Origin of the sequence: uncultured Mobiluncus sp. (assembly GCF_902488535.1) — a bacterium.
In the GTDB taxonomy this organism is placed as follows: Bacteria; Actinomycetota; Actinomycetes; order Actinomycetales; family Actinomycetaceae; genus Mobiluncus.
Genome location: NZ_CABTWO010000004.1, coordinates 39634 through 64492, shown reverse-complemented (window position 1 = coordinate 64492; position 24859 = coordinate 39634). Strand labels below are relative to the sequence as shown.

At 57.2% G+C, this 24859-nt stretch carries 20 protein-coding genes and 1 pseudogene; 13 read left to right on the top strand and 8 right to left on the bottom strand.

The window, feature by feature from the left end; genetic code table 11:
- Window positions 1-39: 39 nt before the first annotated feature.
- Together RDL66_RS02430 and RDL66_RS02425 are read left to right on the top strand one after the other, a co-directional pair.
- Entirely contained in the window at window positions 40-1899 is a 1860-nt protein-coding gene (locus tag RDL66_RS02430) for a rhamnan synthesis F family protein (protein WP_308534948.1), read from the top strand.
- Entirely contained in the window at window positions 1896-2996 is a 1101-nt protein-coding gene (locus RDL66_RS02425) for an acyltransferase (RefSeq protein ID WP_308534947.1), read from the top strand. Before RDL66_RS02430 ends, RDL66_RS02425 begins: the two co-directional genes overlap by 4 nt.
- 40 nt (window positions 2997-3036) lie before the next feature.
- Here the strand turns inward: RDL66_RS02425 and RDL66_RS02420 are convergent, their stop codons facing one another.
- From RDL66_RS02420 to RDL66_RS02405, 4 genes are all read right to left on the bottom strand, one after another.
- Entirely contained in the window at window positions 3037-4386 is a 1350-nt protein-coding gene (locus tag RDL66_RS02420) for an ABC transporter ATP-binding protein (protein ID WP_308534946.1), read from the bottom strand.
- Window positions 4386-5207: an ABC transporter permease gene (locus tag RDL66_RS02415; protein WP_299296310.1), complete on the bottom strand. Its 822-nt coding sequence runs from the start codon at window positions 5205-5207 to the stop codon at window positions 4386-4388. The genes RDL66_RS02420 and RDL66_RS02415 overlap by 1 nt, the downstream gene beginning before the upstream one ends.
- 55 nt (window positions 5208-5262) lie before the next feature.
- Window positions 5263-6318, bottom strand: coding sequence for a GDP-mannose 4,6-dehydratase (locus tag RDL66_RS02410; protein WP_308534945.1), 1056 nt, complete (start codon window positions 6316-6318; stop codon window positions 5263-5265).
- Between the two features lie 255 nt (window positions 6319-6573).
- On the bottom strand, window positions 6574-8235 hold the full coding sequence (locus RDL66_RS02405) for a DUF2142 domain-containing protein (RefSeq protein WP_308534944.1): 1662 nt from the start codon (window positions 8233-8235) through the stop codon (window positions 6574-6576).
- 24 nt (window positions 8236-8259) lie between these two features.
- Here RDL66_RS02405 and RDL66_RS02400 point away from each other — a divergent pair, with 24 nt between their 5' ends.
- Genes RDL66_RS02400 through rfbB form a run of 4 tightly spaced genes read left to right on the top strand, consistent with a single transcriptional unit; the run spans window position 8260 to window position 10891 of the window.
- A complete protein-coding gene (locus RDL66_RS02400; RefSeq protein WP_308534943.1) occupies window positions 8260-8712 on the top strand; it encodes a GtrA family protein in 453 nt (150 codons plus the stop codon).
- The gene (locus tag RDL66_RS02395; RefSeq protein WP_308534942.1) at window positions 8669-9439 is read left to right on the top strand and encodes a glycosyltransferase family 2 protein; all 771 of its coding nucleotides are present in this window, start codon (window positions 8669-8671) and stop codon (window positions 9437-9439) included. The genes RDL66_RS02400 and RDL66_RS02395 overlap by 44 nt, the downstream gene beginning before the upstream one ends.
- 3 nt (window positions 9440-9442) lie before the next feature.
- Entirely contained in the window at window positions 9443-9847 is a 405-nt protein-coding gene (locus tag RDL66_RS02390) for a DUF2304 domain-containing protein (RefSeq protein WP_308534941.1), read from the top strand.
- A gap of 51 nt (window positions 9848-9898) precedes the next feature.
- Complete coding sequence (rfbB, locus tag RDL66_RS02385; RefSeq protein WP_308534940.1) at window positions 9899-10891, top strand: dTDP-glucose 4,6-dehydratase; 993 nt, start codon at window positions 9899-9901, stop codon at window positions 10889-10891.
- Between the two features lie 88 nt (window positions 10892-10979).
- Here rfbB and rfbA read toward each other — a convergent pair whose 3' ends face one another.
- A complete protein-coding gene (gene rfbA / locus RDL66_RS02380; RefSeq protein ID WP_308534938.1) occupies window positions 10980-11843 on the bottom strand; it encodes a glucose-1-phosphate thymidylyltransferase RfbA in 864 nt (287 codons plus the stop codon).
- Between the two features lie 96 nt (window positions 11844-11939).
- Between rfbA and manA the strand changes: the two genes are divergently transcribed.
- The 4 genes from manA to RDL66_RS02360 all read left to right on the top strand — a co-directional run bounded on the left by manA (window position 11940) and on the right by RDL66_RS02360 (window position 18736).
- The gene (manA, locus tag RDL66_RS02375) at window positions 11940-13151 is read left to right on the top strand and encodes a mannose-6-phosphate isomerase, class I (RefSeq protein ID WP_308534936.1); all 1212 of its coding nucleotides are present in this window, start codon (window positions 11940-11942) and stop codon (window positions 13149-13151) included.
- Window positions 13152-13409: 258 nt separating this feature from the next.
- A complete protein-coding gene (locus RDL66_RS02370; RefSeq protein WP_299296206.1) occupies window positions 13410-13703 on the top strand; it encodes a WhiB family transcriptional regulator in 294 nt (97 codons plus the stop codon).
- Window positions 13704-13733: 30 nt separating this feature from the next.
- Window positions 13734-17066, top strand: a complete 3333-nt coding sequence (locus tag RDL66_RS02365; protein WP_308534934.1) for a glycosyltransferase — start codon at window positions 13734-13736, stop codon at window positions 17064-17066.
- Window positions 17063-18736: a DUF5719 family protein gene (locus RDL66_RS02360; protein WP_308534932.1), complete on the top strand. Its 1674-nt coding sequence runs from the start codon at window positions 17063-17065 to the stop codon at window positions 18734-18736. The genes RDL66_RS02365 and RDL66_RS02360 overlap by 4 nt, the downstream gene beginning before the upstream one ends.
- Before the next feature lie 15 nt (window positions 18737-18751).
- Here the strand turns inward: RDL66_RS02360 and RDL66_RS02355 are convergent, their stop codons facing one another.
- A complete protein-coding gene (locus tag RDL66_RS02355) occupies window positions 18752-19609 on the bottom strand; it encodes an RDD family protein (protein WP_308534930.1) in 858 nt (285 codons plus the stop codon).
- Between the two features lie 18 nt (window positions 19610-19627).
- Between RDL66_RS02355 and RDL66_RS02350 the strand changes: the two genes are divergently transcribed.
- Window positions 19628-20611: a stage II sporulation protein M gene (locus RDL66_RS02350; protein WP_308534928.1), complete on the top strand. Its 984-nt coding sequence runs from the start codon at window positions 19628-19630 to the stop codon at window positions 20609-20611.
- A 19-nt stretch (window positions 20612-20630) separates the two neighbouring features.
- Here RDL66_RS02350 and RDL66_RS02345 read toward each other — a convergent pair whose 3' ends face one another.
- Together RDL66_RS02345 and RDL66_RS02340 are read right to left on the bottom strand one after the other, a co-directional pair.
- Window positions 20631-21620 (bottom strand): L,D-transpeptidase, encoded by a 990-nt coding sequence (locus RDL66_RS02345; RefSeq protein WP_308534927.1) that lies wholly within the window; start codon window positions 21618-21620, stop codon window positions 20631-20633.
- A 21-nt stretch (window positions 21621-21641) separates the two neighbouring features.
- Window positions 21642-23120 (bottom strand): L,D-transpeptidase, encoded by a 1479-nt coding sequence (locus RDL66_RS02340; RefSeq protein ID WP_308534925.1) that lies wholly within the window; start codon window positions 23118-23120, stop codon window positions 21642-21644.
- 203 nt (window positions 23121-23323) lie between these two features.
- On the opposite strand from RDL66_RS02340, the pseudogene rpmE reads away from it, so the two are divergent.
- Both rpmE and prfA read left to right on the top strand, forming a co-directional pair.
- A pseudogene (gene rpmE, locus RDL66_RS09020) lies at window positions 23324-23524 on the top strand (50S ribosomal protein L31); the annotation flags it as partial.
- 215 nt (window positions 23525-23739) lie between these two features.
- On the top strand, window positions 23740-24843 hold the full coding sequence (gene prfA, locus RDL66_RS02330) for a peptide chain release factor 1 (protein ID WP_308534922.1): 1104 nt from the start codon (window positions 23740-23742) through the stop codon (window positions 24841-24843).
- Window positions 24844-24859: the final 16 nt, after the last annotated feature.

Sequence of the window (24859 nt, the reverse complement as noted above, 5' to 3'; positions counted from 1 at the left end):
GGCTCGCCCCATCAACAGGCAAATTATGGAAGGTGAAACATGACTGTCATGCCGGAAAACCCCAAGCGGTTCGGGATTTTCTTTTTTTATGACAAGGACGGGGTGGTTGACGATTACGTTGACACGATGGTCCTCGACATGCGGAAAAACCTTGATGAACTGTGCATTGTGGTTAACGGAGCGCTGAACCAGGCGGGTCGGGAAAAATTCGAGTCCTGGTCAGATCGGCTGATTGTACGAGAGAACGAGGGGCTCGACGCTTGGGCCTATAAAACCGCCCTGGAAACAACCGGGTGGGACCATTTGGCGCAATTCGACGAAGTCATCATGTTCAACGCCACGATTATGGGTCCGGTCTATCCGTTCGCTGAGATGTTCACCGAGATGAATCAGAGAGACATCGATTTTTGGGGCATCACCTGGTTTCATGAATATCCGATGGATCCTTTTGGAACGACCCCGGAAGGCTACATTCCGCGTCACCTCCAGTCGCATTTCCACGCCTACCGTCGTTCTTTGATCACCGCCCAAGTATTCCAGGACTATTGGCGCGATTTGCCGGTTATCAGGGACTACAACGATTCGGTCGGCAAACACGAGATTCCCTTTACAAAACGTTTTGAGCAACTTGGTTTTAAATCTGATGTGTATGTCAACACAGAGGATTTACAGGGCTATAACTTCGCTCCCATCATGTTTGCCCCGGTGACGATCATTAAGGAAAAGAGGTGCCCGATTTTCAAGCGCCGTTCGTTCTTTCACGATTACCGTGACGTTTTGGTGCAGTCAGTCGGGCAGGACACTCGTGACCTCTATGAATACCTGCGTGACCACACCGACTACGATGTGAACCTGATTTGGAACAACGCGCTGAGGACCATGAACCTCATGAACCTGGTTAATAACCTGAAACTCACCTACGTGTTCCCCACCCGCGCGGTGAACCCGCCCAGCGTTAAAAACGCCCCCGATTTGAAAATCGCCATGGTTTTGCATGTTTATTACCTGGATATTCTGCCCAAACTCTTGGCGTATGTGTCAACTATGCCCGCCGGTAGCGACATCGTCATCACGGTTGGCAGTGAGGAAAAGGCTGCGAAAGTTCGCGAAGCCACCCAGGATCTTCCCTACAACGTGATTATTCGTCTCATTGAGAATCGCGGTCGTGACGTGTCCGCGTTGCTGGTGGGGGTCAAAGACATCATTAATGATTACGACCTGGTGTGTTTTGCTCACGATAAAAAAGTTACTCAGCTGGACCAGGGCTCGGTTGGCGACGGTTTTGCATTGAAGTGCTTTGAGAATATGTTTGCCACGAAAGAATACGTGGCCAACCTAATCGATAAGTTCCGTCAAGAGCCGCGCTTGGGGATGATGTTTCCGGCGCCTCCGAACCATGCGGACTATTTTGCGCCCTATATTTATACCAGCTGGGGCTTGAACTATAACAACACCGCGACACTTCTCAATGATTTGGGATGCCACGTCCCCTTGTCGAAAAACATTGAACCTATCGCCCCGCTGGGAACTATGTTCTGGTTCCGTCCCGCCGCGTTGGCTCCGCTATATGATCGGGATTGGCAGTGGGAGGATTTCCCGCCTGAACCCAACAACACCGACGGCACAATCTTGCACGCAATAGAACGGGCTTATGCCTACGTGGCGCAGTCTGCCGGCTACTTTTCCGCTCACTGTTTCTCCGACGAGTTCTCACGTATCGAACTGACAAATCTGGCCTACTACGTCAAGCAGATGAACCATGCCGACAGATTGCCTTTCACTGTCTTCGGAAAGGGAAAGCTGTACGTGCGGGTGCTGCGAAAAATCCTGCCGCGCCAGACCTATGTCGATATTCGCCGGAAATACCGGGAACACATGGATCGGAAGCGCGGTCTATGAACGAAACCAGCGGACTTTCAGAAGTTTCCTCGACCAGTCCAAATTTTCCGAATTCCCGTGAACCCGCCAAAAAGAAGCGGCTGTTCTATTTGGATTTCGTCCGAGCTTTCAGTGTTTTGCTGATTTTGTTGACGCATTTCAATAATCCATTTTTCACCGCCTCGGGATGGATTATTACCAATCACCCGTTCCATATTTATGTTGGCGACCTGGGTGTTTCCCTGTTCTTGATGATTTCTGGCACTGCCCTGACGGTGACTTATCGGCGTCCCCTCGATTTGAAACTGTTCTTTAAGAAACGGTTTTTGGGTATTTACCCCATGTTTTGGATTGCCTACGCGGTTTTCTTTACTATGCGGTTCCTGGTGTACGGGGCAAGTTTAGGCCCGTTGCCTTACCGGTCTTTTCCGCTGACAATTATAGCCATGGACGGCCTCATGGCTAACTTAGGGGTGCCGACCATGTACCTTTTGGGGGAATGGTTCCTCGGGTTCATCGTAATCTTTTATCTAGTCTTTCCCCTCATGCTGTGGGGAGTGCAAGAGCATCCGTGGGCGACTGCCGTGCTAGGTCTGGGGATATACGCCGCCGCGATGATTTTCTGGCAGCTGCACCCGTTGCCATACCCCACTGCAGTATTGTTGCCGTTCCGCATTCCCGAGCTGCTGTTCGGTATGTACTTTGCGACCTACTGGAAAAAAATCTCTCCCTGGGCACTAATTCCCGCGGTCGGTATCTTGATTCTCGCAGCGTTCTGTTTCGCTGAGGTTCCCGACCGGCTTTCGGTTACCTTGGTTGGTATTGCAGCTTTCACGGTTCTGGTGTTCATCGGCAAGTACCTGGAAGTTTGGGGTGTTACCCAGGTTGTGAACTGGATTTCAAAATACTCCTACGCCATCTTTCTGGTTCACCACGTGATTATTGCGGAGGCGTTTAATCGTTTTCCGATTCAAGATTTTTCACAAGGGAGAAAGTACGTGGCTTTCCTGGTGCTCTGTTTGCTGTCTGCCGCGGTCGGGTTCGTTCTCTACCATGTGCACCGGCTGATTATGAGTTTGATTCGGAAAATCCGCCTCGGGGCGCGTTCCGCCTCATAACCGTGTGAATACTGACTTGACTGCATCAGCCAGCGGTAGGTTAGGCGTTTACCTCCGGCTCTCCTGAGTCCTCAGAGTTGTCCTCACCAGTCATCCGGGTCCAATAGTCCGTATCACGCGTAGGCAGCTCCAGCATCGGTTGGTTCGGGGTCAAGTTCGCAAAATGCGAACCCAGCGTCACGATGCCCGCAGACTCCATTCCCGCCCAGGGAGTAACTTTGAACGCTAGCGCTTTTTGCCAGGCATCAATAATGTTTGTCAGTTCGAAATTCTGGATTGAAGCCGAAAGAAAATATGCTCCGGTACGTAGCGGTAAACGGGGGACGACAATGTCAATATAGCCTGTTCCCTTCGGAATAGACTCCGGTACATACCCATCATCCAAGGAAGTGTAACCCCAGACCCAGACCCCTTCGCGGGTGTCAATAGAAGCCCCGAAAACGGGACGCTTAATCGTTTCTTTGGCGTCGAAATGGATACGCATCGTGACCGTTTCGTTAGTGTGGACGCGCGTTCCTTGGCTGACTCTCGTGGCCTGTTGAGAGTTAGTTGGGGATTCCCCCAAGAGTTCCAGCTTCGTGATTTGGGCTTCACCCGAACCAAAACGAACCCCGCCGCCTTCGACTTTTTCCGCGCCACGAGCGGTGTTGGCGTAGCGATCCACCACATCCATAGCGTTGCCGACAGCCACGATTTTGCCGTTGTTCAACCAAGCCGCTTGATTGCAGAAGGTCCGCATCTGATCTAGAGCGTGAGATACCACCACCACGGTGCGTCCTTCGTCATGAAACTGGGTGAACTTGTCGAGACATTTTTCCTGGAAATCCAAGTCCCCAACGGCCAGGATTTCATCGACCAACAAAATTTCGGGTTCCACGTGGATAGCTACCGAAAATCCCAAGCGCACGTACATGCCGGAGGAATAGTTCTTAACCGGTTGGTCGATGAAACGTTCTACCCCGGAAAAGTCCACGATTTCGTCAAATTTACGGTCTATCTCGGCTCGACTCATCCCCAGAATCGTGCCATTCAGATAGATGTTTTCCCGCCCGGTCAGTTCGGGGTGAAAACCGGAACCCACCTCCAGCATGGCCGCCATGCGGCCGTGAGAAGTAATGCTGCCATGGTTGGGGGCGAGAATCTTGGCGATGCACTTCAGCAGGGTGGATTTGCCCGAACCGTTCTTGCCGAGCAGGCCAAAGGTGGAACCCACCGGAATCTCTAAGGACACATCTTGCAGGGCTTGAAACTCCTCAAAACGATTTTTGCGCCCTGACAACAGTCGGCGTTTCAAAGACTGGTTGCGGTCGTGATAAACGCGAAAGGTTTTCGAGACGTTCTCAACCTTGATAGCGATTTCCGGGTCATGAGGGGAGACGGTGGATGGCATCAGATTTCCTCCACGATTCGAGCCTGGAACTTTCGATAGATGAGGATACCGAACAGCAGGTTCACCAGGGTCCAGGCAATACTTCCTAGCCAAACTTCCAGCGGCGGGACGGTGAAGTCATAAAAAACAGCCCGGTACGCTTCCAAAAGCAGCTCGGCAGGATTAATCCGAAAAATAATGTCCAAGGGCAGCGGCTGGCCGTTGAAACTGATTCCTTTTTCATACAGGGAATCCTGGGCGGCTACCAGCATCGAAAGCGGGAACACAACCCCGGACGCGTACATCCAAACTTGGGTAAAGATTTCCCACAGGTGGGAAATATCACGGAAATAGACGGTGGCAATCCCCAGCATGAGCGCTAAACCGGTGCCAAAGGCTGCGGTGATGATTAACACCGGTACCAGGAAAGGCACGTACAGGAACACGAGCGGCCCTCCCACTAGGGCGCACACAATCAGCAAGGCCAGCAGCTCGAACAAGAAATTGAACGTTTGCGCCAGCGTCGAGGCCAGAATCAGAACATAGCGGGGGAAATACACTTTCGTCAACAATCCGGCATTGGACATAAAAGCATTCATGCCATTGAGAATGACTCGCGACAAATATCCCCAGCACAGTACCCCGATCCCGATGTACAGGGCGAAGGACTGCACGTGAGAGTTAATCCCGGGTTCGACCCCGCCGCGGAAAATAACCCCAAAAATCGCGGCATACACCGCGATGGTCGCCAAGGGATTAATCAAGGACCACAGCCTTCCCAGCGCTGTGCCTTTGTATTCAGCGGAAATCTCCCTTTTTGCCAACACCCAAACCAGAGCCATGGTGTGGCGGAACTCAGATTTTCTCACAGCTGGGGGAGTGGGACTGGTGTCTGATTTACTCAAGAGCGCCTCCGTCTATCCAGTGGCATAGTCTCGCAATGCCTTCCTGCAAACTTATCTTCGGCTCCCATCCGAGTTCCTGGCGAGCCGCGGAAATATCGGCCCATCCAGCACGAACGTCGCCTTCCCTGAATTCCCCGGTGATTACCGGCTCGGGAGCCCCGTAATAGGCTGCGGCGGCTTGTGCGAGTTCCAGGATAGTGGTGGCCACACCGGTGCCGATATCGTAGGCGTACTGATTCGTGCCTCGATCGATGCCCGCCATAATCGCGGCCACGGTGTCCTCAATATAGACGAAATCGCGGATGATGGCTCCGTCTTCGTAGACTGGCAGGGCTTTCCCGGCTTTGGCCCAGCGCGTAAACATGGACACAATCCCGGTGTAGGGGTTGGTCAAGGACTGTCCCACTCCGTACACGTTTTGGAGCCGAAACTTGACGAACTCGGTGCCCATCGAGCCGCACCATGAGGTCAAAAGGTTTTCCTGGCAGAGTTTCGTGGCGGCGTACACGTTGGCTGGGTTTGGGTTCACCTCGTGAGAACTCTGTGCGGTAGGTTCCAACCCAGCAAAATCCCACTGTTGAGCGGCCAGCATCTGGTGGGTGCGCATTCCCGGATAACAAAAGGTTCCCTCTTGGTCCTGCCAGCGTCCTTCGCCGTACACAGCCCGCGAAGACGTCAAAATGATTTTTTCTGGAATCGTCTCGCGCCGTGCCAAAGCATCGGTCATCTGGGTGGTGCCCAGCACGTTAGTACGGGAATGTCGGGTTGCTTCGCGCAGAGACTGCCCCGTACCGGTTTCGGCCGCGAGGTGAATGATGACTTGGGGCTGGAAGTCTTGCAGCAGGTTTTCCCACACAGCAGCGTCCGCCACGTCCCCGACCACTAACTGAACCCGGGGGTCGAGCGCGACCGGACGAACCTGCTGCGCATGAACCTGAGGCTGGAGGTTGTCCAGGGCGACCACACGGTCAAAACGTTCAGCGAGCGGCTGAGACAGTGCACACCCGATGAACCCCGCTCCGCCTGTGACCAGGCAACCATTCGACATAACATTTTCCCCTTGACATTTTTTGACCCACTCAGTTTAGCAAGGAAGACTCAAGGCTGAGAACTTCTATCGCTAGGCTTTCTGCAACCCGGGTCTGGGAAAACCAAGGACAACTAGGAGCCATAGATTTCCGCGCAAATTCCGTTGAGACGCCAAGGCCGGCGAAACTTTAGAGAGTGGCCTGTGAAACAACCCACCAAAAGTCAAGCGGGCATTCAAAAAGCTATTGTGCGCTGGACGCGCCGTAAGCATGTCTTAGTCGTCTTGGGAAGGCATACTGTGATCCAACTGGGGGCTATGTTGACGGTGCCTGAGGGGCAGAATCTGCACAATACCGAAAGCCAATACTAAGGACAGGGAAATCAGCATCGAGAAGAAAAATGTTTGGTGGCGTACCGGTAAGGCTGCGAAGTTGAACTTTTCTGCGGTACCAGTTCCGTAGCGCCAAGCCGCCGTCAGTGCGGAAGCACTCATTACGGCTCCGAATTCCATCAGTCCTGCTGCGGCAAGAAGTCGGTGACGTCGGCGTGACAACATCATGATAATCATCGTCGAGAGCACGCCTATGGCCACCCAGACCGGTAGATTGTATCTTCCGGCCCACATCATGCCGGATTGGCTCAGCATTCGATATTGGATAATCACCGAAGTAAGAGGGATTGAAAATAAGCCCAGCAGCAGAGCCAATCGGGTTCTCCACGAGCCTAAAATTATTGAATAAATCAGCACTGCTGCAAAAAGAACAGAAACAATAATGTGTACTAAAGGGGGCAGAAAATTATCGCCCCATCCCCAGTTTCCAATCATTTGTGGAATGTAATGTATGACCGTGCTTTGAGCCATAGTTTCGAGTAGACCGGTAAAGCCCATTTTGGAATCAGGCGTTCCCAACACGCTCACCAAGTGCGAAGTTGAGAGTGTCCAAACCATGCTAAACGTCACTCCCCCAATTGCGATGAGGAAAGGAATCCACCAGCGTTTCAGGGAGAAAATGGATTTGATTGTGTCGAGGTTCAGCAGCAGGAGCCACATCAAGACCACTATGAAGTTCCAGATGACAGTGGGGGTGCGGATATTTACGGAAACAGCCAGCACAACTGAGGCTGTCAACAAGACGGAGAAACCAGGTTTTTTTGAAAAACCCATAGGAAATATTAGTGCCGCCAACGCCCCTGTGCTCAAAATCTCAATACCTTGCGGATTGATTGCACCAAAAAAAGTCACGGTAACAGGCGTTATCCAAATTAGCATCAAGAATGTGGCACTCCAGGGCATGACCGACGACAATCCGGCAAAAATCAGGGTCATAAACAAAGCGCATAGCAGTACCGAAACTATCCGCATGGCATACCAAGCTGCCGTGCCATTCAGGAACAAAGTGGGCCAACCCACCAAAAGATAGTACAGGGGAGGGTAGTTGGCAGCAGAATTACGCACCAGGGTGTTTCCCGACTCTCCCGAAGGGGTCTCCACGATGACAGAGTCGGGCAGTTGCGGGTTGGCAGCCAGGGCTCGAAATCCTTGAATTTCGGCGATAGATTTTGGTACAGAAATCCAACAGCGTCCGTCACAGATAACATCTCCGCACTTAAAAGGTTTGGCATCACACTTGGTGACGGGAAACTCACCGCGTACCACTGCGGCCGCATAACGGGCATGCGTCCACTCGTCGTTGTAACCGCCCAGGGGGACAAAGGTTGCCCAGAGAATGCCGATCAAGGAAAACAGGCAAAATACTGCCCCCAGTCTAGACCAAGAAAGCTTTGAGCCCTGTTCTATAATCGCGGACCCAGTTTTACCATTTGACAGGACGGGATGTGATGAACTTACTGCCTCATCTGAAGCCGGTGACGAATGTTGCGTCCCTTTTGCAGTTTCCCAATCGGAGTTTCCGTCTTGTAAACTATTTGTACCCACGACTATATCCTAGGGGGTGGTAGCTTGAGTCGGGTAGATTTTAGCCGAGTCATCCGCTACCTTCTGACCGGGGGAACAGCCTTTGCGCTAGACTTTGGTCTGCTTGCATTGCTGAAATCAGTGTGTGGAGTTGTCGCGTGGTTGTCTGCCGGACTGGCCTTTATTGTTTCCACAATTTTTGCTTTCTTGGGCCAAAAATACTTTACTTATGGCTCACACGCCCCAACTGGGAAATCCTTGCTTCGCTATCTAATTCTATTGGGCGTAAACACGGTGTTTACGGCTTTGGTTGTGCAGGGTTTCGATACCTGGGTGGATTTGTACTTGGTAGGAAAAATTGTTGCTGCTGCGATTACCACCCTGTGGAACTACCCGATTATGGGACACTGGGTATATAGCCATCCTTCTCGGCGCGATGCTACACCTGATAGTGATGGCATTTGCGCCAGCTCTATTGAACAGGAGAAACGTGGCTAAATTGCTGGTTATCATCCCGGCTTGGAACGAAGAGAAAGCGCTTCCCCTCACTCTTTCAGGCATCAGCAGGGAACTCCCTGAAGCAGACATCCTGGTGGTCAATGACGGTTCTAGCGACAACACTACTGCAGCCGCATTAAACGCGGGCGTGGAGTGCCAAGTCGCGACTTTGCCGGTAAACCTAGGGGTGGGAGGGGCCCTGCGAGTGGGATATGAATATGCAGTGAAACAGGGATATGACTATGCATGCCAGATTGATGCGGATGGTCAACACGATCCTAAATTTGTTAGGGAAATGCTGGAGGCAGCAAAATCTAGCGCAGCTGATGTAGTTATTGGGGCTCGTTTCGCTGGGGTTGGCGACTATCAAATGCATGGACCGCGAAAATGGGCCTCTAAAATGCTGGCGGGATTGCTTTCAGCCGTTACGCGCGCCCGCCTGACCGACCCCACTTCTGGATTCAAACTTACCAATGCTCGGGCTAATTGGATTTTGGCAAACCATATGCCGGTGGAGTACTTAGGCGACACGATTGAAGCGCTGGTCATCATGCGAAAAGCTGGTCTGAAAGTTACTCAGGTAGGGGTCGAAATGCACGAGCGAGTTGCTGGTTTACCCAGCCACAGCGCCTGGAAGTCGGCTCAACAGTTATTTCGCGCTATGGCCACGGTGCTGGTAGCACTCACTCGGCGAAAGATTGACACACCGAATCAGGGGGCGGAATAGAACATGGAATGGGTTACGTTACTGTATCGCTTGGTTCCTTTCGCAGTGGTATTGGTGCTGGGAGGTTACTTATTTTGGCTGTTGCGTGAGCATAAACTTACTGTCAAATATGCCTCCATCTGGATTGCTATGCTGCTGGCCCTGTTGGTGTTTGCGATATTTCCTGCAGTCGCCGACTGGATGGCCAGAAGTTTGGGTTTTGAACTGACTTCAAATTTCCTTTTTGCCGTGGCGATTTTTGTGTTGCTTATTGCGGTGCTGCAGCTGTCCATGCAACTGGTAGCAACCCAGAAACAAGTTCGTGATTTAGCGAGGGCTCAGGCTCTGGCTACCCTGGAACACAACAATCCCGAAGCAAAACCACACACTGAAAACACAGATGAGACTGACAAAAATGGAACAGAATAAAAACCTGCTCCTTCCAACACGCGCTGGAAGGAATAAAAAAGGAGGAACCCTATGCATGTTTTAGTCACCGGCGGAGCCGGTTTTATTGGCGCTAACTTTGTCCACACCACCGTCGAGGATTATCCGGATGCCACCGTAACGGTGCTGGATAAGCTGGGTTATGCCGGTAACCCGGACTCGATTGCGGGGCTGGATCGGGTGAACTTGGTGGTCGGTGACCTGGCCGACCGCGACCTGGTGGACTCCCTTGTGAAGGACGCTGACCTGGTGGTTCATTTTGCGGCCGAGTCCCACAATGACAACTCGCTGGTGGATCCTTCGCCGTTTATCTATTCCAACCTGGTGGGCACCTTCCACGTCCTCGAGGCCTGCCGGCGTCACCACGTGCGCTTGCACCACATCTCGACTGACGAAGTCTATGGCGACCTGGCGCTAGACGACCCCCACAAGTTCACCCCCGAAACTCCCTACTGGCCCTCTTCTCCCTACTCGGCTTCAAAAGCGGGGTCTGACATGCTGGTGCGTGCCTGGGTGCGTTCGTTCGGGGTGGAGGCCACGATTTCGAACTGCAGCAATAATTACGGACCATATCAGCACGTGGAAAAGTTCATTCCCCGCATGATTACAAACAGGATTGACGGGGTTCGTCCGCGCCTGTACGGCGATGGCTTGAACGTGCGCGACTGGATTCATGTGCATGACCACAACACTGCGGTGTGGGCCATTATTGAGAAAGGCCGCTTGGGTGAAACCTACCTGATTGGCGCCGATGGTGAAAAGAACAACCTGGAAGTCGTGCAAACTCTGAACCGGATGATGGGATTCCCCGAGGACGACTTCGACCACGTCAAGGACCGTCCCGGCCATGACCGACGCTACGCGATTGACAACACGAAGCTGTGCGAGGAAACCGGCTGGACCCCGCGGTTTACTTCCTTCGAGGATGGTTTGCGCGACACTATCGAGTGGTACACCGCCCACGAGGATTGGTGGCGTCCGGCAAAGGAAGCAACTGAGGCAAAATACGCCAAACAGGGCCACTAGACAGAGCCGCTGTAGCTTAAATCGGGGTTGCTGGTCATATAGACCAGCAACCCCGATTTCATCCCCGAATTCTTACATCGCGGGGGTGCTATGCCTCCAGCAGCCCCAGCAGGTAGTCTCCGTAGCCGGATTTCCGCAGCGGCTCGGCGCGTTTGGCCAGCTCCGTGTCACTCAAAAATCCGCGGCGCCATGCGGCTTCTTCGGGGCAGCCCACTTTCAGGTCTTGGCGTTTTTCCACAGTCCGCACGAAAGCGGTCGCGTCGGCCAGGGAGTCAAAAGTGCCGGTGTCCAGCCAGGCCGTGCCCCGCGGCAGGACCTCTACTTGCAGTTTCCCGGCTTCAAGGTACGCCCGGTTGACGTCCGTAATCTCGTATTCTCCGCGGGCGCTGGGTTTCAGATCCCGGGCTATCTCTACCACGTCGTTGTCGTAGAAATACAGACCTGGCACCGCATAGTTTGACTTGGGCTGCGCGGGTTTTTCTTCAATAGAGATCGCGCGGAAGTTCTCGTCGAACTCCACCACGCCGTAAGCCTTGGGGTTATGCACGTGGTAGGCGAACACCGCTCCACCATCAATCCCCTTGAAACGCTGCAGCTGGTCGCCCATGCCCGGACCATAGAAAATGTTGTCGCCCAGCACCAGGGCGGCTTCTTCCGAACCGATGAAGTCCGCTCCCAACACGAACGCCTGGGCTAGGCCGTTGGGCACCTCTTGCACCCGATATTCCAGGTGAATCCCGAACTGGGAGCCGTCGCCGAGCAGACGGTGAAAAGACGGGGCATCGTGCGGGGTGGTGATGACCAGGATGTCTCGAATCCCGGCCAGAATCAAGGTCGTCAAGGGGTAGTACACCATCGGCTTGTCATAGACTGGCACCAACTGTTTTGAGGTGCCCAAAGTGATGGGATGCAAACGAGTGCCGGACCCGCCGGCCAAAATAATTCCACGCATGAAACCAAGCCTACCAACCAAAAGCCTCCCGAAATGACTTATGAACGGCGAAAACCTCCCTAAAATTAATCCCAAACCAGTGAAAGGGGAAACACCGTGGAACGCATCGGAGGGATTGAGAAACGCTACGCCTGGGGCTCGGATACGGCTATTCAGGAGCGCTTTGGCATCGGTACGCTCGGTCAGACGTTGGCAGAAGTGTGGTTCGGTGCCCACACCCTTTCGCCCTCGGTCCTGCTCGATGAGTCGGGGCAGCCCGAGGAGGACCCCTTGACTTTGGAAGACTGGGTTGCGGCCGACCCCGTGGGCACGCTGGGGGCTTCGGTGGTGGAGCGCTTTGGGCCGCGCCTGCCCTATCTGATGAAGTTCATCGCCCCGAAACGCCCGCTGTCCCTGCAGGTCCACCCGGACAAGGAGCGTGCCGAAGCCCGCTACAAAGCCGAGGAACTGGCGGGGATCCCGCTGGATTCTCCGCAGCGGCTGTACAAGGATCCCAACTATAAACCCGAACTCATCTACGCGATTACAAAGTTCGAGGCGCTGGCGGGGTTCCGGGCGCCCCGGCGCATCATCGAAATCTTCGCTGACTTGGACACCGAGTTGGCGATGCAAATCGTGTCCATGCTGCGAGTCAATACGTCTCCTGAGGGCATCCGCACGGTAGTGGACCGGCTTTTGTCTCCGCATACGACCCCACAAGCGGCGCAGGTCGAGGCCACGGTGGCGGCGATGACGGACCGCCTGCAGGCAGGGATCTCGCCGTCCGTGCGCGTGGACCGTACCGTGATGGGTTTGGCGCGTTCCTATCCGGGTGATGCCGGGGCAGTAGTGGCGGCGATGTTGAACCCGGTGACGTTGCGGCCGGGGGAAGTGCTGTTTACGCCTCCCGGCGGGATTCACGCTTATCTGTCCGGGCTGGGGGTGGAAGTCATGGCCAGCTCGGATAATGTGTTGCGGGCAGGGCTGACTGAAAAACACGTGGATTGCCAGGAGCTGTTGAACTGCCTGGATTATGTCGCCGCCCCGCCGGTGCGTATTGCCCCGGAGTGGGTTACGGAATCGACCCAGGTGTTCTATGCCCCGGTGGACGATTTCGAGTTTTCCGTGACCCGCCTGGACGGGCGGGAACTGGCGCTGCCCGGTCACGGCGGACGGCTGATTCTTTGCCTTGAAGGCACTCCGACCTTGCGTGATGGAGCGACTGCTGGTTTGGTGTTACATTCGGGAGAAGTCGTGTTTGTGCGGGCGGATAAGGTTCCGGTTTATGCCTCAGGGACCGGGGTCGTCCTCCAGGCCGACATCCCTTGAGGTGAGTTAGCAATTAGTCCCAAACCCGCTTTTGTGGCAAACGTTCCACGGGCGTGTCGAGCCTATGTGATATATCTCACATTTGCGTTCGAGCTGTGCAATTGGTGGATTTTCGCATACTTGAGCCAAACTTGGTTCCTGAAACCACTTGAACTAATGAATCACACGCGTGTAACTTATAGGTAACAGTTCTTGGCGCCTCTGAGACGCGGCACCAAGTTTTACAAAAGTTGTCAGAGCGAATGAGGTGAAGGGTCCTTGTGGAATCTGTTTGGTGAAGGCGAACTCGACTTCGCTGATGCAAGCCCAGAGATGGACGAAATTCTCAACGGGCCCCTCGCCTGGCAGGCTCAGGCTCTGTGCGCCCAAACTGACCCGGAGGCCTTTTTCCCGGAAAAGGGCGGTTCGACCCGCGAAGCGAAAAATGTCTGCGCCCGCTGCGAGGTCAAGGCTGAGTGTCTGCAATACGCGCTGGAAAACGACGAACGCTTTGGAATTTGGGGTGGCTTGTCCGAGCGGGAACGCCGTCGTTTGAAGCGTCGCGCGTCCTAACCCCATTAGGGACGTAATATCCTTAACCCTGTGCGCACTGCAGTTACCGCCCTCATCGTAACCTCCGGGGAGACACCTTACCTGGCGGCGACCCTTTTGGCGGTATCCCGGCAAACTCTGGCGCCACGCGATGTGTTCGTCATCGATGTTTCCAGCTCCGGAGTGGCTCACCGCTCCGGCACGAAAGTCCTGAAAACTCCAGGAGCCCCCAACTTGGGCGAAGCGCTGCGCCAAGCCAAATCTCAGCCCGATTTCCCCACGTCGACCCCGGGCCAACCCCACGCCCTGTGGATTTTGCACGACGACTCCGCCCCGGCGCCCTCCTGCCTGGCAGAACAGATGCAAGTCCTGGAATCCGGCGCCTCCATCAAAGTCGTCGGTGCGAAACAGCGATTGTGGGACAAAGCCAATCAAATCGTAGAGGTCGGCATTCGCGCCACTCAGTCCGGGCGGCGCTTGCAAGAGATGGACGCCGGTGAGGTTGACCAGGGACAATACGATGGTCGCGAGGACGTGCTGGGCGTGGGCACGGCGGGAATGCTGGTGGACTGGGAGACGTTCTGCCGTCTGGACGGTTTTGACCCGCACCTGGGTCCTTTCGGTGATGGTCTGGAGTTTTCCCGGCGAGTACACCTGGCGGGGTATCGGGTCGTGGTGGCGCCGCGTGCCGTGGTTTATCACAAGATGGCGGGCTACTTTGGGCTGCGCGGTCCCGACGGGGGTCGTCCCACTCGTTCCGCCCGTAGCTTCGACCCGACCGGGCGTGACTTGGAAGCCAACGGCAAGCTAGAGTCCGACGCGAAGCGTTCCTTTACCGCCCGGCGTATCGCCCAGCTGCACAACTGGATGGTGGCGGCACCCTGGTGGCAGTTTATCTTCCTCCCGCTGATTGTTTTGGTACTCGGCCTGCTGCGGTTTTTCTGGCGTATCGTCACGAAAGAGCCCAAGCTCGCGGCGGGAGAACTGAAATCGACCCTGGTGACCGTGTTCCGGCCTTTTGCTGCGTGGAAATCCCGGCTGCGGCGGGTGCGGCAAAGCAAGTCGAGTCCCCGTACTTTGCGGCCCCTCCAGGTGAAATCTTCCCAAATCCGCCAAGCCAAAACCACGGCTCGGCGCGTCGCTAAAGATCAGCGCCGTCCCCAAATCCCGGACGCGACAGCGCGGCGCAATTTTTATACCGAAAAGTCTGTGGATCGCACCCTCGTGTGGATCGTCGCTGCCGCCCTGACCCTGGTAGGGCTGTTGGGCTGGCGTTTTGCCATCGGGGGGGTGTCCGGCGGGGCGCTGGCGAACCTGCCGGTGAACAACCGAGACTTTTGGACTGACCTGATTTCCGGGTGGATTCCCGCCGGTCTGGGCTACGGTTCGGCTGTCGGGGCGGTGGACCCCCTGGGCCTGGAGGTGGCGAGCCTGGGCCAAATCGCGGGTTTCGTAGGGATAAAAGGGTCGGTGGTGCTGGCGGTTTTGCTGTTCGCGACCCTGCCGCTGGCTTGGCTCAGCGCATGGTGGGCTGCCGGGGTTCTCACCGATTCCCGCACGCTGCGTACCCTGGCTGCCTTGTCTTGGGTTTTGAGCCCGAACTTGCTGGTCAGTATGGGTTTGGGGCAGCTGCCGGTGTGGGGTTTAGCGGTGAGTGTGCCCCTTTTTGTCGGTTCACTAGCCCGGGGCGCCGGGATGCCGGTGTCCCGCATTGTGATGGGAGAAATCGAACCGGTCACGGTCAGCGTGCATTCCGCCGCGATTATCCAGGTTGGTATCGCCGCCCTCACCGGTTTCCTAGCGGTGAGCGCGGCCGTGGTTATGGTCATTCCGGTGGTATTCCTGGTGTTGATGGCAATGCTGAAGGGGGTCACTAACCCCCTTTTTGCCACGTCGCAAACCGAGGCGCCAGACCCGGTACTCAGCCATATTCCGGTCCGGCTGCGGCTGAAAGCCGTCCACGCCCTGATTGTGCTGGCACCGGCCGTTTTGTTGGCCGTGCCCACGGTGGTGCGCACGGTTGGTTCGCCTGCCCAATGGCCGCTGTGGCTGTCCAGCCTGTCGGTGCCGTTGCCCGTCTCGAAGCCGAACTGGTGGGATTTGCTCACCGCTTGGCCGCTTGATGTGGCGGCGACGTCCCTACCCATTGCCCTGCCAGGCTGGCAGGTTCTCGCTTTCCTGCCCTTGGGACTGCTGTTGCTCACCGTGGTATCCGGGGTAATCATTCCAAGCCATTCCACCGGGTCTCACTGGAGTCTGCTGTTCGCGCTGGGAGGCTTGGCGACGGCGTGGTTGGCCAGTTCCACACCGGTGTCTGTCTCGGGGGCCAACGCTGTGTGTGCCTGGGCCGGGCCGGGATTGGCGGTGTTTCACGCGGGACTGATTACCTCCGCCCTGTTCTCGGTGGGGCGTCTGCAGTTGACGATTCCGGCCGAGATGGCCAACTGGAGCAATCGCACTGTTCAGGCCGTGGTGGCCGGGGCGGTGCTGATTCCTGTCTTGGGGGCCACTCCGATGCTGGTGAACCAGGTTGGTGCCCCCGCCGCGTCCGGTTTCAACGCGCTGGAAACGTTTCGGGATGTGAGCCTCCCCGCCACCGTCGTCCAAGGCCAGTCCTCCCCGCGCCACCTGCGGGCCCTGAACCTGGAGGTCGCCAGCGCCCCCAACCAATCCACCCTGGTGACGGCCGGTCTATGGCGGGACTGGCGGCACACGACTTTTGAGGCTTCCCCCTACCTGAAACTGAAGAATTACCGCAACGTGACCGGTTCGCGCACCCCCGATGCGGCCGACGCGGCGCTGCAGGCCACGGTGGCCGCGGTGCTGGGAGGCTCCACCCCGAAGCTGGGAGAACAACTCGCCCAGTTGGATGTGAACTTCATCATCGTGCCCCGCAGCAAGGACGCCGCGACCACCGCCCTGGTCAACACGTTGGATTCCGCCGCGCCACTGGAACGGATTACCACCACGGAGGCTGGTACGGTGTGGCGCTTGGCCGATACCGCCGCGGTCAGCGTGGCTCGGGTCGCCCCGGCCCAGTGGAAAGGGGGACATCCCTCCTGGCCGACCGGCGAAGTCAGGGCTCAGGCTCTCAATGTGCGCGGCGGAAAGGCACAAGTCAAGGCCGGACCGGCGGGTCGCCTGCTGGCGTTGAGTGAACGAGCTGATAGCAGCTTTACGGTGCGGTTCAACGGCAAAATCATCGACCCGGTGGAAACTGGTCAGTGGAATGCGCTCTACCAGCTGCCTCCCAATCCCGGTACCGTGTCCATCACGTACGCCTATCTTCCTTACCAGTTGTGGGGTGCGGTGCTGCTGCTGTCTCTGCTGATTGCCCTGGCTGCAGCCCTACCGCTGCGTCGGGTGTCGGAGGTGAGATTGTGAAACCGCAAACCGCTCAGGGTTCGCGCCCGGATTCGCACCAGGATACGGAGCCGGAGAAGGTTCCGTCGGCTGGTTCTCGTTACACTACGGTCAGCCGTTGGGATGCGGTGCGCTGGTTCCTGGCCACCCTGCTGGTTGTGGCCGTGGCGGCTCTGGTGGTTGCCGTTGGTCTGACTCGGCCGGCAGCTGCCCAGAAGCCTCACTACGGCGAGCCCGTGCCGGTGCCTCCCGGCCAGATTACCTTGGCTTGTCCCCAGGTGCCGCCTACGGTGAACCCAGCGGCAGTTGACGGCTCCGGAAATCCGTTGGCGCCGCCAAAAATTGCGGGGTCGATGACCTCCACCGTTCTGGCTCGCACCGCGCGGGTCCCGGAAAAGGCAGTGTATCAACCCTTGGGTTCGCGGGGCCGTGCTCCGCAGTCCGCCGCCCCGACTCCGGAAGAAACGACCCCGGACCAAACGACTTCGCACCCGGACGGGGGCACGAACCCCGATACAGACGATACCGAAGAAGTAGCGCCGCCCCCGGAAAATCCCCATAACGACCTGGACCTCACCCCGAAATCGGCCATGCTTTACGGCAGTTTTTCCACCCCGGTCAGCGGTTTTCTCACCGCTCAGCCGTGGGACGGTAAAGTCGCCCTTGCCGGGGCGGATATTGAACAATCGGTTTCCTCAGGAGACTACCGCGGCCTGGCCAGTGCGTCCTGCCAGCCGGCGCAGCTGGAATCTTGGTTGGTCGGCGGGTCGACCGAGATTGGGGAATCGAGTGTCCTGCAGCTGATGAACCCCTCGTCTAACTCGGTTGATGCCAAGGTAGAAGTGTGGGGTGACACCGGGAAACTCGATTTCCCCCGGGGGGAAAAAATCACCGTCCCGGCCCGCCAGCTGCAAGCCATCCCCTTGGAATCCCAGGTGGGAGGGACCCAGCGCCTGGTGGTAAGGGTCACCTCGAACGGAGCCGGCCTGGCCTCCTCGCTGATGACGCACAGTTTACTGGGCCTGACCGCAGGGGGTGTATCGCTGGTACACACCTCGGCCCTGCCCAATACCACCCAGGTCATTCCCGGTGTGGCGATGGACGGAAGTCTCGGCGCGGTGCGCCTGTTGAACCCCGGCACGGATTCGGCGCGGGCCACCATCGAAGTCGTCAACGAAAACGGGCGTTTCCCGCTGCCGGGAGGCAAAGACCTGGATCTGGATCCCGGCGCGGTGCTGGATTTCACGCTGGGCGGTCTGCAGCCGGGCAACTATGCGGTCATCGTCAACGCCACCCAGCCCGTGGCGGCGGGGGCGGTGATATATCGGCAAGGCTCAGTTTCCCCCACTGACTCGGACAAATTTGTGCGAGACCTGGCGTGGCTGCCCGCCCTTTCTACCGGCGGAGGAGTGGTGATGGGACCCGCCGCGACGCAGCGCCAACTGCTGGTGACGAACCTTAACGCCGAAAATCGGGAATATCGGATTGACGGAGCCACCCACGTCGTCAACGCGACGACGACCGTGGTTGTGCCCCTTAAAGACGAAACTCCCCAGTTGATAGAGGCTCCTGACTTGTACGTAACCCAGGTGGTCACCACCAATTTGGGGGACGGCGACGGGATTGACGCCCTGGAACCGATTCCAGACCTATCTGTGTCCAGCCAAATCTACGTCCACCTCACCAGCTGACGCAGCTCGGCGCGACTAAATCCCGTATCGGGAACCGGACACCGCGGAGAGTTTTTTCTCCAAGCGCGCCTGAACGGCGTTATTCGTGTGGTATTCGGCATCTCGGCGCAACACCAGGACTGCCGCGATAAATCGTTCCGGGTCAGTTTCGGGGGGAGGCGGCGGATACACCTTGTTCACAAGGGCGGTGGCGAGCGTATGGGCCGCCTGCTGGCGGTGGAGCGGGTCCATCTTGGCAGCGCTTTGCAGGAATCGGCGCGCCGCCACGGTGGTGACCCCGTCCAGCTCACCGACATTGGCTCCGCCAGCCCAATCTGCCAGCTCCGGAGCCAACAGCAGCGGTCGGCGAGTCACCCCGGACGCTTCGGAAACCGCGTAGGTACCAGCGAAAATATCCCCGATACGTTTGCCTCTGCGGTTCGTCCACGCCGCGATGATGGCTCCGGCTCCTACCGTCGCCCACAGTTCGCCCAGACCAATCAGGGTGCGTACGAAAGCGTGGCGCAGAGTGATGGGACCGCCGTCGTCGCGGACTATGCGTGTTCCCACAATGAAGCGTCCCAGCGACTTTCCGCGGGTCAGAGTCTCTACCGTCATCGGCACAAAGAACAGCCACACCGCCGTAATCACCGCGACGAACGCAGTGACTTGTGCCTGGTTGGAAAAATACAGAAAACCGTCGTCCTCGCCGCTCAAAGTCAATATCAGGAACAACACCTCGTAAGTGATAACCATCCCCAAAATCGACACAGCCGCATCAATAGCAGCTGAAACGATGCGCAAAAACAGGGAGGCTGGCTGCACCAGCAAGGCAATGGCTTCGCCGGTGATGACCACGTCGGGCCGGATTTTCGTTCCGCTAAATTGTTCCATTGAGTATAAATTAGCAGCATGGACATCGATGCGTATACCGCAGGGCGAACTGAGGACTGGACGCGCCTGGCTCAACTGAACCGAAAACGCCGTCTGAGCGGTGCGGAAATCGACGAACTCATGGGGTTGTATCATCGCGCCAGTGCGGACTTGGCGACCATCACTTCCGTGCCGACCGACCCGGATGTCGTGCTGGAGTTGACGAATCTGGTGTCCACTGCACGAGGCCGTATCGGGGGGACGCGCCGGACATTTCGGGAGTCCGTGGGCGGGTTCTTTACCGTGACTCTGCCCCTCGCGTTGTATCGAATCGGACCGATCTTCCTGGTGCTGCTGGCGCTATCGCTGATTACGGCTGTTTTCACCGGTTTTTGGGTCTACACCCACCCCGAGATTCTGCTGGCTCAGCAATCTGAGATAGAGATGCGCCAATACGCCGAGGACTCTTTCAAAGCCTATTATTCAAACTATCCGGCTCCGGATTTTGCTGCCCAGGTGTGGACGAACAACGCGACAATCGCCGTGCTGATGGTGGCCATGTTCTTTACCGGGGTCTATCCGGTTTACCAGCTGCTGATGAACTTCGCCAACGTGGGGGTGGCCGGAGCCATCATGGCCAAGTACGGTGACCTAGGGATTTTCTTTGGGCTGATTACCCCTCACGGCCTGCTGGAACTGTCCTGCATCGTCTTGGCTTGCGCCGCGGCGCTGCGGCTGTTTTGGGCGTTATTCGTGCCCGGGGAAGACCCGCGCATGGTTTCCTTGGCGCGGGCGGGCCGCCAGTTCGGGCCAGTGGCTGCCGGGTTGATTATCCTGTTGGGGATTTCGGGCTTGGAAGAAGCGTTCTTGACCCCGTCGGCGCTGCTGACTCCCGTAAAGATTGCGGTGGCCGTGGTGGTCTATGCGGCCCTAGTGACCTGGGTCGTGGTTTTCGCACGGCGAGCATTGCGGGCGGGCCTGAGCGGGGACCTGGCGGAATCGGCTGCCGGCTACGTGGCCTAGCGCACAGAGCGCTAGCTCACTAGGGGTGGGACACCACCGTTGTGTTCGTGTCAGCCCAATCCCACAGCCACTTCGCGTCGTCGGGGCGCATATTGACACAACCGTGTGAACCGGTATCGGGAGTGTAGACGAAACTGGTGCGCCACGGGGCAGGGTGCAGGGCAAAACCCTTGTGAAAATACTGGATATAGTTCGCCGGCTCGGAATACGGCCCATCGAACCCAATCCCGGTCATGTCTTGGAACGGGACTCGTGAATAGATTTTGAACACACCCTGCGCTGTGGGGGCGAGCCGGTGCCCATGGACGACCGGAACCGGACCCAAAACCAGTTTTTCGCCCTCGTAAGCAGCCAGGGTGTGATTGGTCAGATTGACGTCAACCCATTTTTCGTCAGGCTGGGGTTGGTAGGGCAGTGGCGGAGCCGCCACGACGGTGTCGTCGAAACCGCCTTTGCGGGGGGACAGTTTAGCGGTGATTTCCACGTTGCCATTGCCGCTGTCCAGGGCTTTTTTGATCTGGGAAACCAGGTTGTTCGGGTGTTCCACGAGCGCGCCGTCGACCGGGTCTTTCAGCAGACTCACCAGGCGACCCTCGCTGTCCACCTGCCGGCTGCCGTTCTTGGCCGGTTTCTCGACTTGGGAGGTGCAGGAGTGGACCCACTGGGTAATTGCGTCGACGTTGAACTGTGGTGAGGGCAGTGGTTGGGGGCTGAGCTGTTTGGTGGGCTGGGGCACGGGATGCAGCCACGAGCAAACTTGGTCAGGCTTGGCCAAAAAGCTGTTGTCCCCGAGGCGCAAAGTGACGCTGCGCTGGCACGCCGAGTCCCTTGCCGCGCTAATCTGGGCGGACTGTTCGGGGTTCCAAAACGGCGTGTAGCTAAAAGCTAGCCAACCGCCTCCAACTGCCACCAGCAGCGTGGCTCCGAGCGCGAGCCATCCGGGGCTGGACGCGAGCGACCCACGCCGATGCTGCGGCGTCAAATGCGTCGGACGATACGAAAAGCGCATCCATTGAACCTTTCGAAAAACCTAGATAACCCCAGCTCGATGGATGACCACCGGGGTGCCCACCCGGGCCCAGTCGAACAGTTCCTTGGCTTTCGCGGGCTTCAAGTTCACGCAGCCGTGTGACCCGCCATAGTTCGTTTGCACCCAATTCCAGCGGGTATAGGTGCCATGTACGGCGTAGCCGCCCTGGTAGTACATGGTCCAGGGACTCCAGGTGTCATAAGGGCCGTCCCAGGCTTCATCGTTTTTCATGTGGGCGTTCACCAGTTTGGTTTGGACATGAAAAATTCCCGGGTGGGTCGGGGAGGGCAGCGAGCCGTGGACCGCCTCGACCGGTCCCCACACGACTTTGTCACCTTCCCAAGCCGCCACGGTGTGGTTGGTCAGGTCGATACTGATGAACTTTTCTCCAGGTTTGGCGTTGTAGGGCGGGCGGGGAAGGGTTTGATCCACAACGGTGTCGTGGAACTTGCCTTCCTGGACTTTCATCTCAAAAACCCCGCGGTAGTTTTGCCCGGCGTTCAGTGCCGCGGTGATTTCGGCGGCGATAGTGTCGTTGTTCGAGACTTTCTTTGAGTCCAGAGCCATTTTCGTCATGGTCAAAAGGTAGCCGTCTTTCGTCATGGTGCGTTCGCCCGGACCGTTATTGACGTCAATTTTTTCGTCGGTGAACGTCTTGAGCCAGTCCAGTACTTTCTTTTCGCTGACGACCGGTCCGTTCTCGGTGACCTCTACCCACTGGGCTTTGTCCGCGGGGGTGATGATGTGTCCGACTCTGCGACCAATCAGGTTTACTTTCGGGGCAATGAGCGAGTTGGCACGCTGCGCCCAGGTTTCCAGCTGCGGATCCGGGGCGATTGGGGTAACTTCGGTCAGTTTCACCTTTATAGATTGTTTCGTCTGGGTTTCCCAAGTCTTCTGAGCAGCAGCGATGACGACTTTCGGGTCGACTCCCTGCCCGGCGCTGCCCGGCTGCACTTCGAAAGAGCCTTGTTCGCTGTTGAATCCCAGATGTGGGTCCACGACGGTGTTGGGTCGCTGCGCAGTCAAAGCCCGGGCTGCCTGAGTGGCGGCGGCTTCATCGAGAGTAAACAGGGGGGTGACTTGGCGTTCTCTGACGGTGGAGGCCAAGATTTCGCCGAGGTTCTGGTTCGCTTTCATTACGGCGGCGGCGGTGCCGGGGACGTCGCAGTCCAAGCCCATCTGCCCCAAGCTCAGGGAGGTGTGGGGAATACCGCCGCTGAAGGCAGCGTTCAGATTTTGGCAGTTGTCCGTCAAATGGCGTTTCAGTTCATCAGGGGTCATGCCTCCGACGTCAAGTTTGCCGACCGTAGTGTGCGGCAGGGCTAACTTGGAATAGTGCGTGGCGTAAGCCCAGCCGCTGCCGGTCAGGGCGAGGGCGAGAATCCCCGCGCTGACGCCAACCACGATGGGCCAGCGCCGTTTTTGCTTGACGATACCACGAATTTCCAGCTGTGGATTTGTAGAATCTTGTGTCATGATTTCCCCTTTATGCCATTGTTTATGATAACTGATTACCGCATTGAATCGAGAAGTCCCCAGACCGGCGGGTGTAGCCGCGCGGTCGTGGTATCGCCAGTTGGTGCGACTTTGTGGATTGTGGCATAATAGACCCTTGGTCTTTCCGGTTCACCCAAAGCCTTCGCCGCGGGACCCGGGGCCCTTGAACCCAAGGAGTAATCATGAAACAGGGAATCCACCCCGAATATGTTTTAACCGAGGTCACCTGCACCTGCGGAAATCACTTTACGACTCGCTCCACCCTGACTTCTGGTCAGATGCGCGTGGATGTGTGCTCGGCTTGCCACCCGTTCTACACCGGCAAGCAAAAGATTCTTGACACCGGCGGTCGTGTGGCTCGCTTCGAGGCTCGCTACGCCAAGTTCCAAGACGCTAAAAAGAAAGCTGCCGACAAGGCTAAGAAAGACGCCGAAAAGGCCGCTAAGCAGGCCGCTAAGGCCGAGGAAGCTAAGGCTCCCGCCGCCGCGGAATAGCGAAACTTTGGCACCGGTCGGTACATGTTGCCGACCGGTGCCTTTTATTTGCCGGGGTTTGCCGGTGAACAACTCTTAGCCGCAAGCGATATGAAAGGTCAGAAATGAGTGACTTCCCTGAAGAATTTGGGGGCGTAGAAGCCCTGCTGGAAGAGTTCCACCAGGTCGAGGCACAGATGAGCGACCCGGATTTGCACTCCAACCAGGCTCATGCCCGCAAGGTTGGCCGCCGCTATGCGGAACTGAGCCGCATCAACACCGTGGTGCAAAACTGGCTGCAGGCGCGTGACGACTTGGAAGCCGGGCGTGAAATGGCTGGTGAGGACCCGGACTTTGCGGCGGAAATCCCCGGGCTTGAGGCCGCTTTTGAGCAAGCCAACGCCGATTTGATTGAGGCCCTGACCCCGCGCGACCCCGACGATGCCCGCGATGTCATCATGGAAATCAAAGCTGGCGAGGGCGGCGAGGAATCCGCCCTGTTCGCCGGTGATTTGATGCGAATGTATCAGCATTACGCCGAAAAGATGGGCTGGACGGTACAGGTCCTGGGCTTGACCGAATCTGACCTCGGCGGGGTGAAGGACGCCTCGATTGCGTTCAAAGCGAAAGGCAACCCCACCCCGGAGGAAGGCGTGTGGGCGCACCTCAAATACGAGGGTGGGGTCCACCGGGTGCAGCGGGTTCCGGTCACCGAGTCGCAAGGGCGGATCCACACTTCGGCGGCAGGCGTGCTGGTCATGCCGGAGGCTGAGGAAACCGGGGACATCGAGATTGACCCTAATGACCTGCGCATTGACGTGTACCGTTCCTCGGGGCCGGGGGGTCAGTCCGTGAACACCACCGACTCGGCGGTACGCATCACCCACCTGCCCACGGGAATCGTGGTGTCGATGCAAAACGAAAAGTCCCAGCTGCAAAACAAAGAGGCCGGTATGCGGGTGTTGCGTTCCCGCCTGATGCAGCTGGAGGCGGAAAAGCGCGAGGCTGAGGCGGCTGAGGCGCGCGCCTCCCAGGTCCGCACTGTGGACCGCTCCGAGCGAATTCGCACCTACAACTTCCCGGAAAACCGTATCGCTGACCATCGCACCGGCTATAAGGCCTACAACCTAGACCAGGTGCTAAACGGCGACCTGGCCCCGGTCATCCAGTCCGCTATTGACGCCGACGAAGCCGCCCGCTTGGCGGCGGTAGGCAAGTCCACGCACTAGCCCGCATGCGTGTCGC

Bases quoted from the DNA above. Each gene is read 5' to 3' on its own strand.
- RDL66_RS02395 (WP_308534942.1), top strand. From the start codon at position 8,669: ATGGCATTTGCGCCAGCTCTATTGAACAGGAGAAACGTGGCTAAATTG.
- rfbA (WP_308534938.1), bottom strand. From the start codon at position 11,843: ATGCGTGGAATTATTTTGGCCGGCGGGTCCGGCACTCGTTTGCATCCC.
- RDL66_RS02345 (WP_308534927.1), bottom strand. From the start codon at position 21,620: ATGCGCTTTTCGTATCGTCCGACGCATTTGACGCCGCAGCATCGGCGT.
- RDL66_RS02390 (WP_308534941.1), top strand. From the start codon at position 9,443: ATGGAATGGGTTACGTTACTGTATCGCTTGGTTCCTTTCGCAGTGGTA.
- RDL66_RS02430 (WP_308534948.1), top strand. From the start codon at position 40: ATGACTGTCATGCCGGAAAACCCCAAGCGGTTCGGGATTTTCTTTTTT.
- RDL66_RS02415 (WP_299296310.1), bottom strand. From the start codon at position 5,207: ATGGCTCTGGTTTGGGTGTTGGCAAAAAGGGAGATTTCCGCTGAATAC.
- RDL66_RS02355 (WP_308534930.1), bottom strand. From the start codon at position 19,609: ATGGAACAATTTAGCGGAACGAAAATCCGGCCCGACGTGGTCATCACC.
- RDL66_RS02425 (WP_308534947.1), top strand. From the start codon at position 1,896: ATGAACGAAACCAGCGGACTTTCAGAAGTTTCCTCGACCAGTCCAAAT.
- RDL66_RS02340 (WP_308534925.1), bottom strand. From the start codon at position 23,120: ATGACACAAGATTCTACAAATCCACAGCTGGAAATTCGTGGTATCGTC.
- RDL66_RS02350 (WP_308534928.1), top strand. From the start codon at position 19,628: ATGGACATCGATGCGTATACCGCAGGGCGAACTGAGGACTGGACGCGC.
- RDL66_RS02410 (WP_308534945.1), bottom strand. From the start codon at position 6,318: ATGTCGAATGGTTGCCTGGTCACAGGCGGAGCGGGGTTCATCGGGTGT.
- rfbB (WP_308534940.1), top strand. From the start codon at position 9,899: ATGCATGTTTTAGTCACCGGCGGAGCCGGTTTTATTGGCGCTAACTTT.
- prfA (WP_308534922.1), top strand. From the start codon at position 23,740: ATGAGTGACTTCCCTGAAGAATTTGGGGGCGTAGAAGCCCTGCTGGAA.
- RDL66_RS02420 (WP_308534946.1), bottom strand. From the start codon at position 4,386: ATGCCATCCACCGTCTCCCCTCATGACCCGGAAATCGCTATCAAGGTT.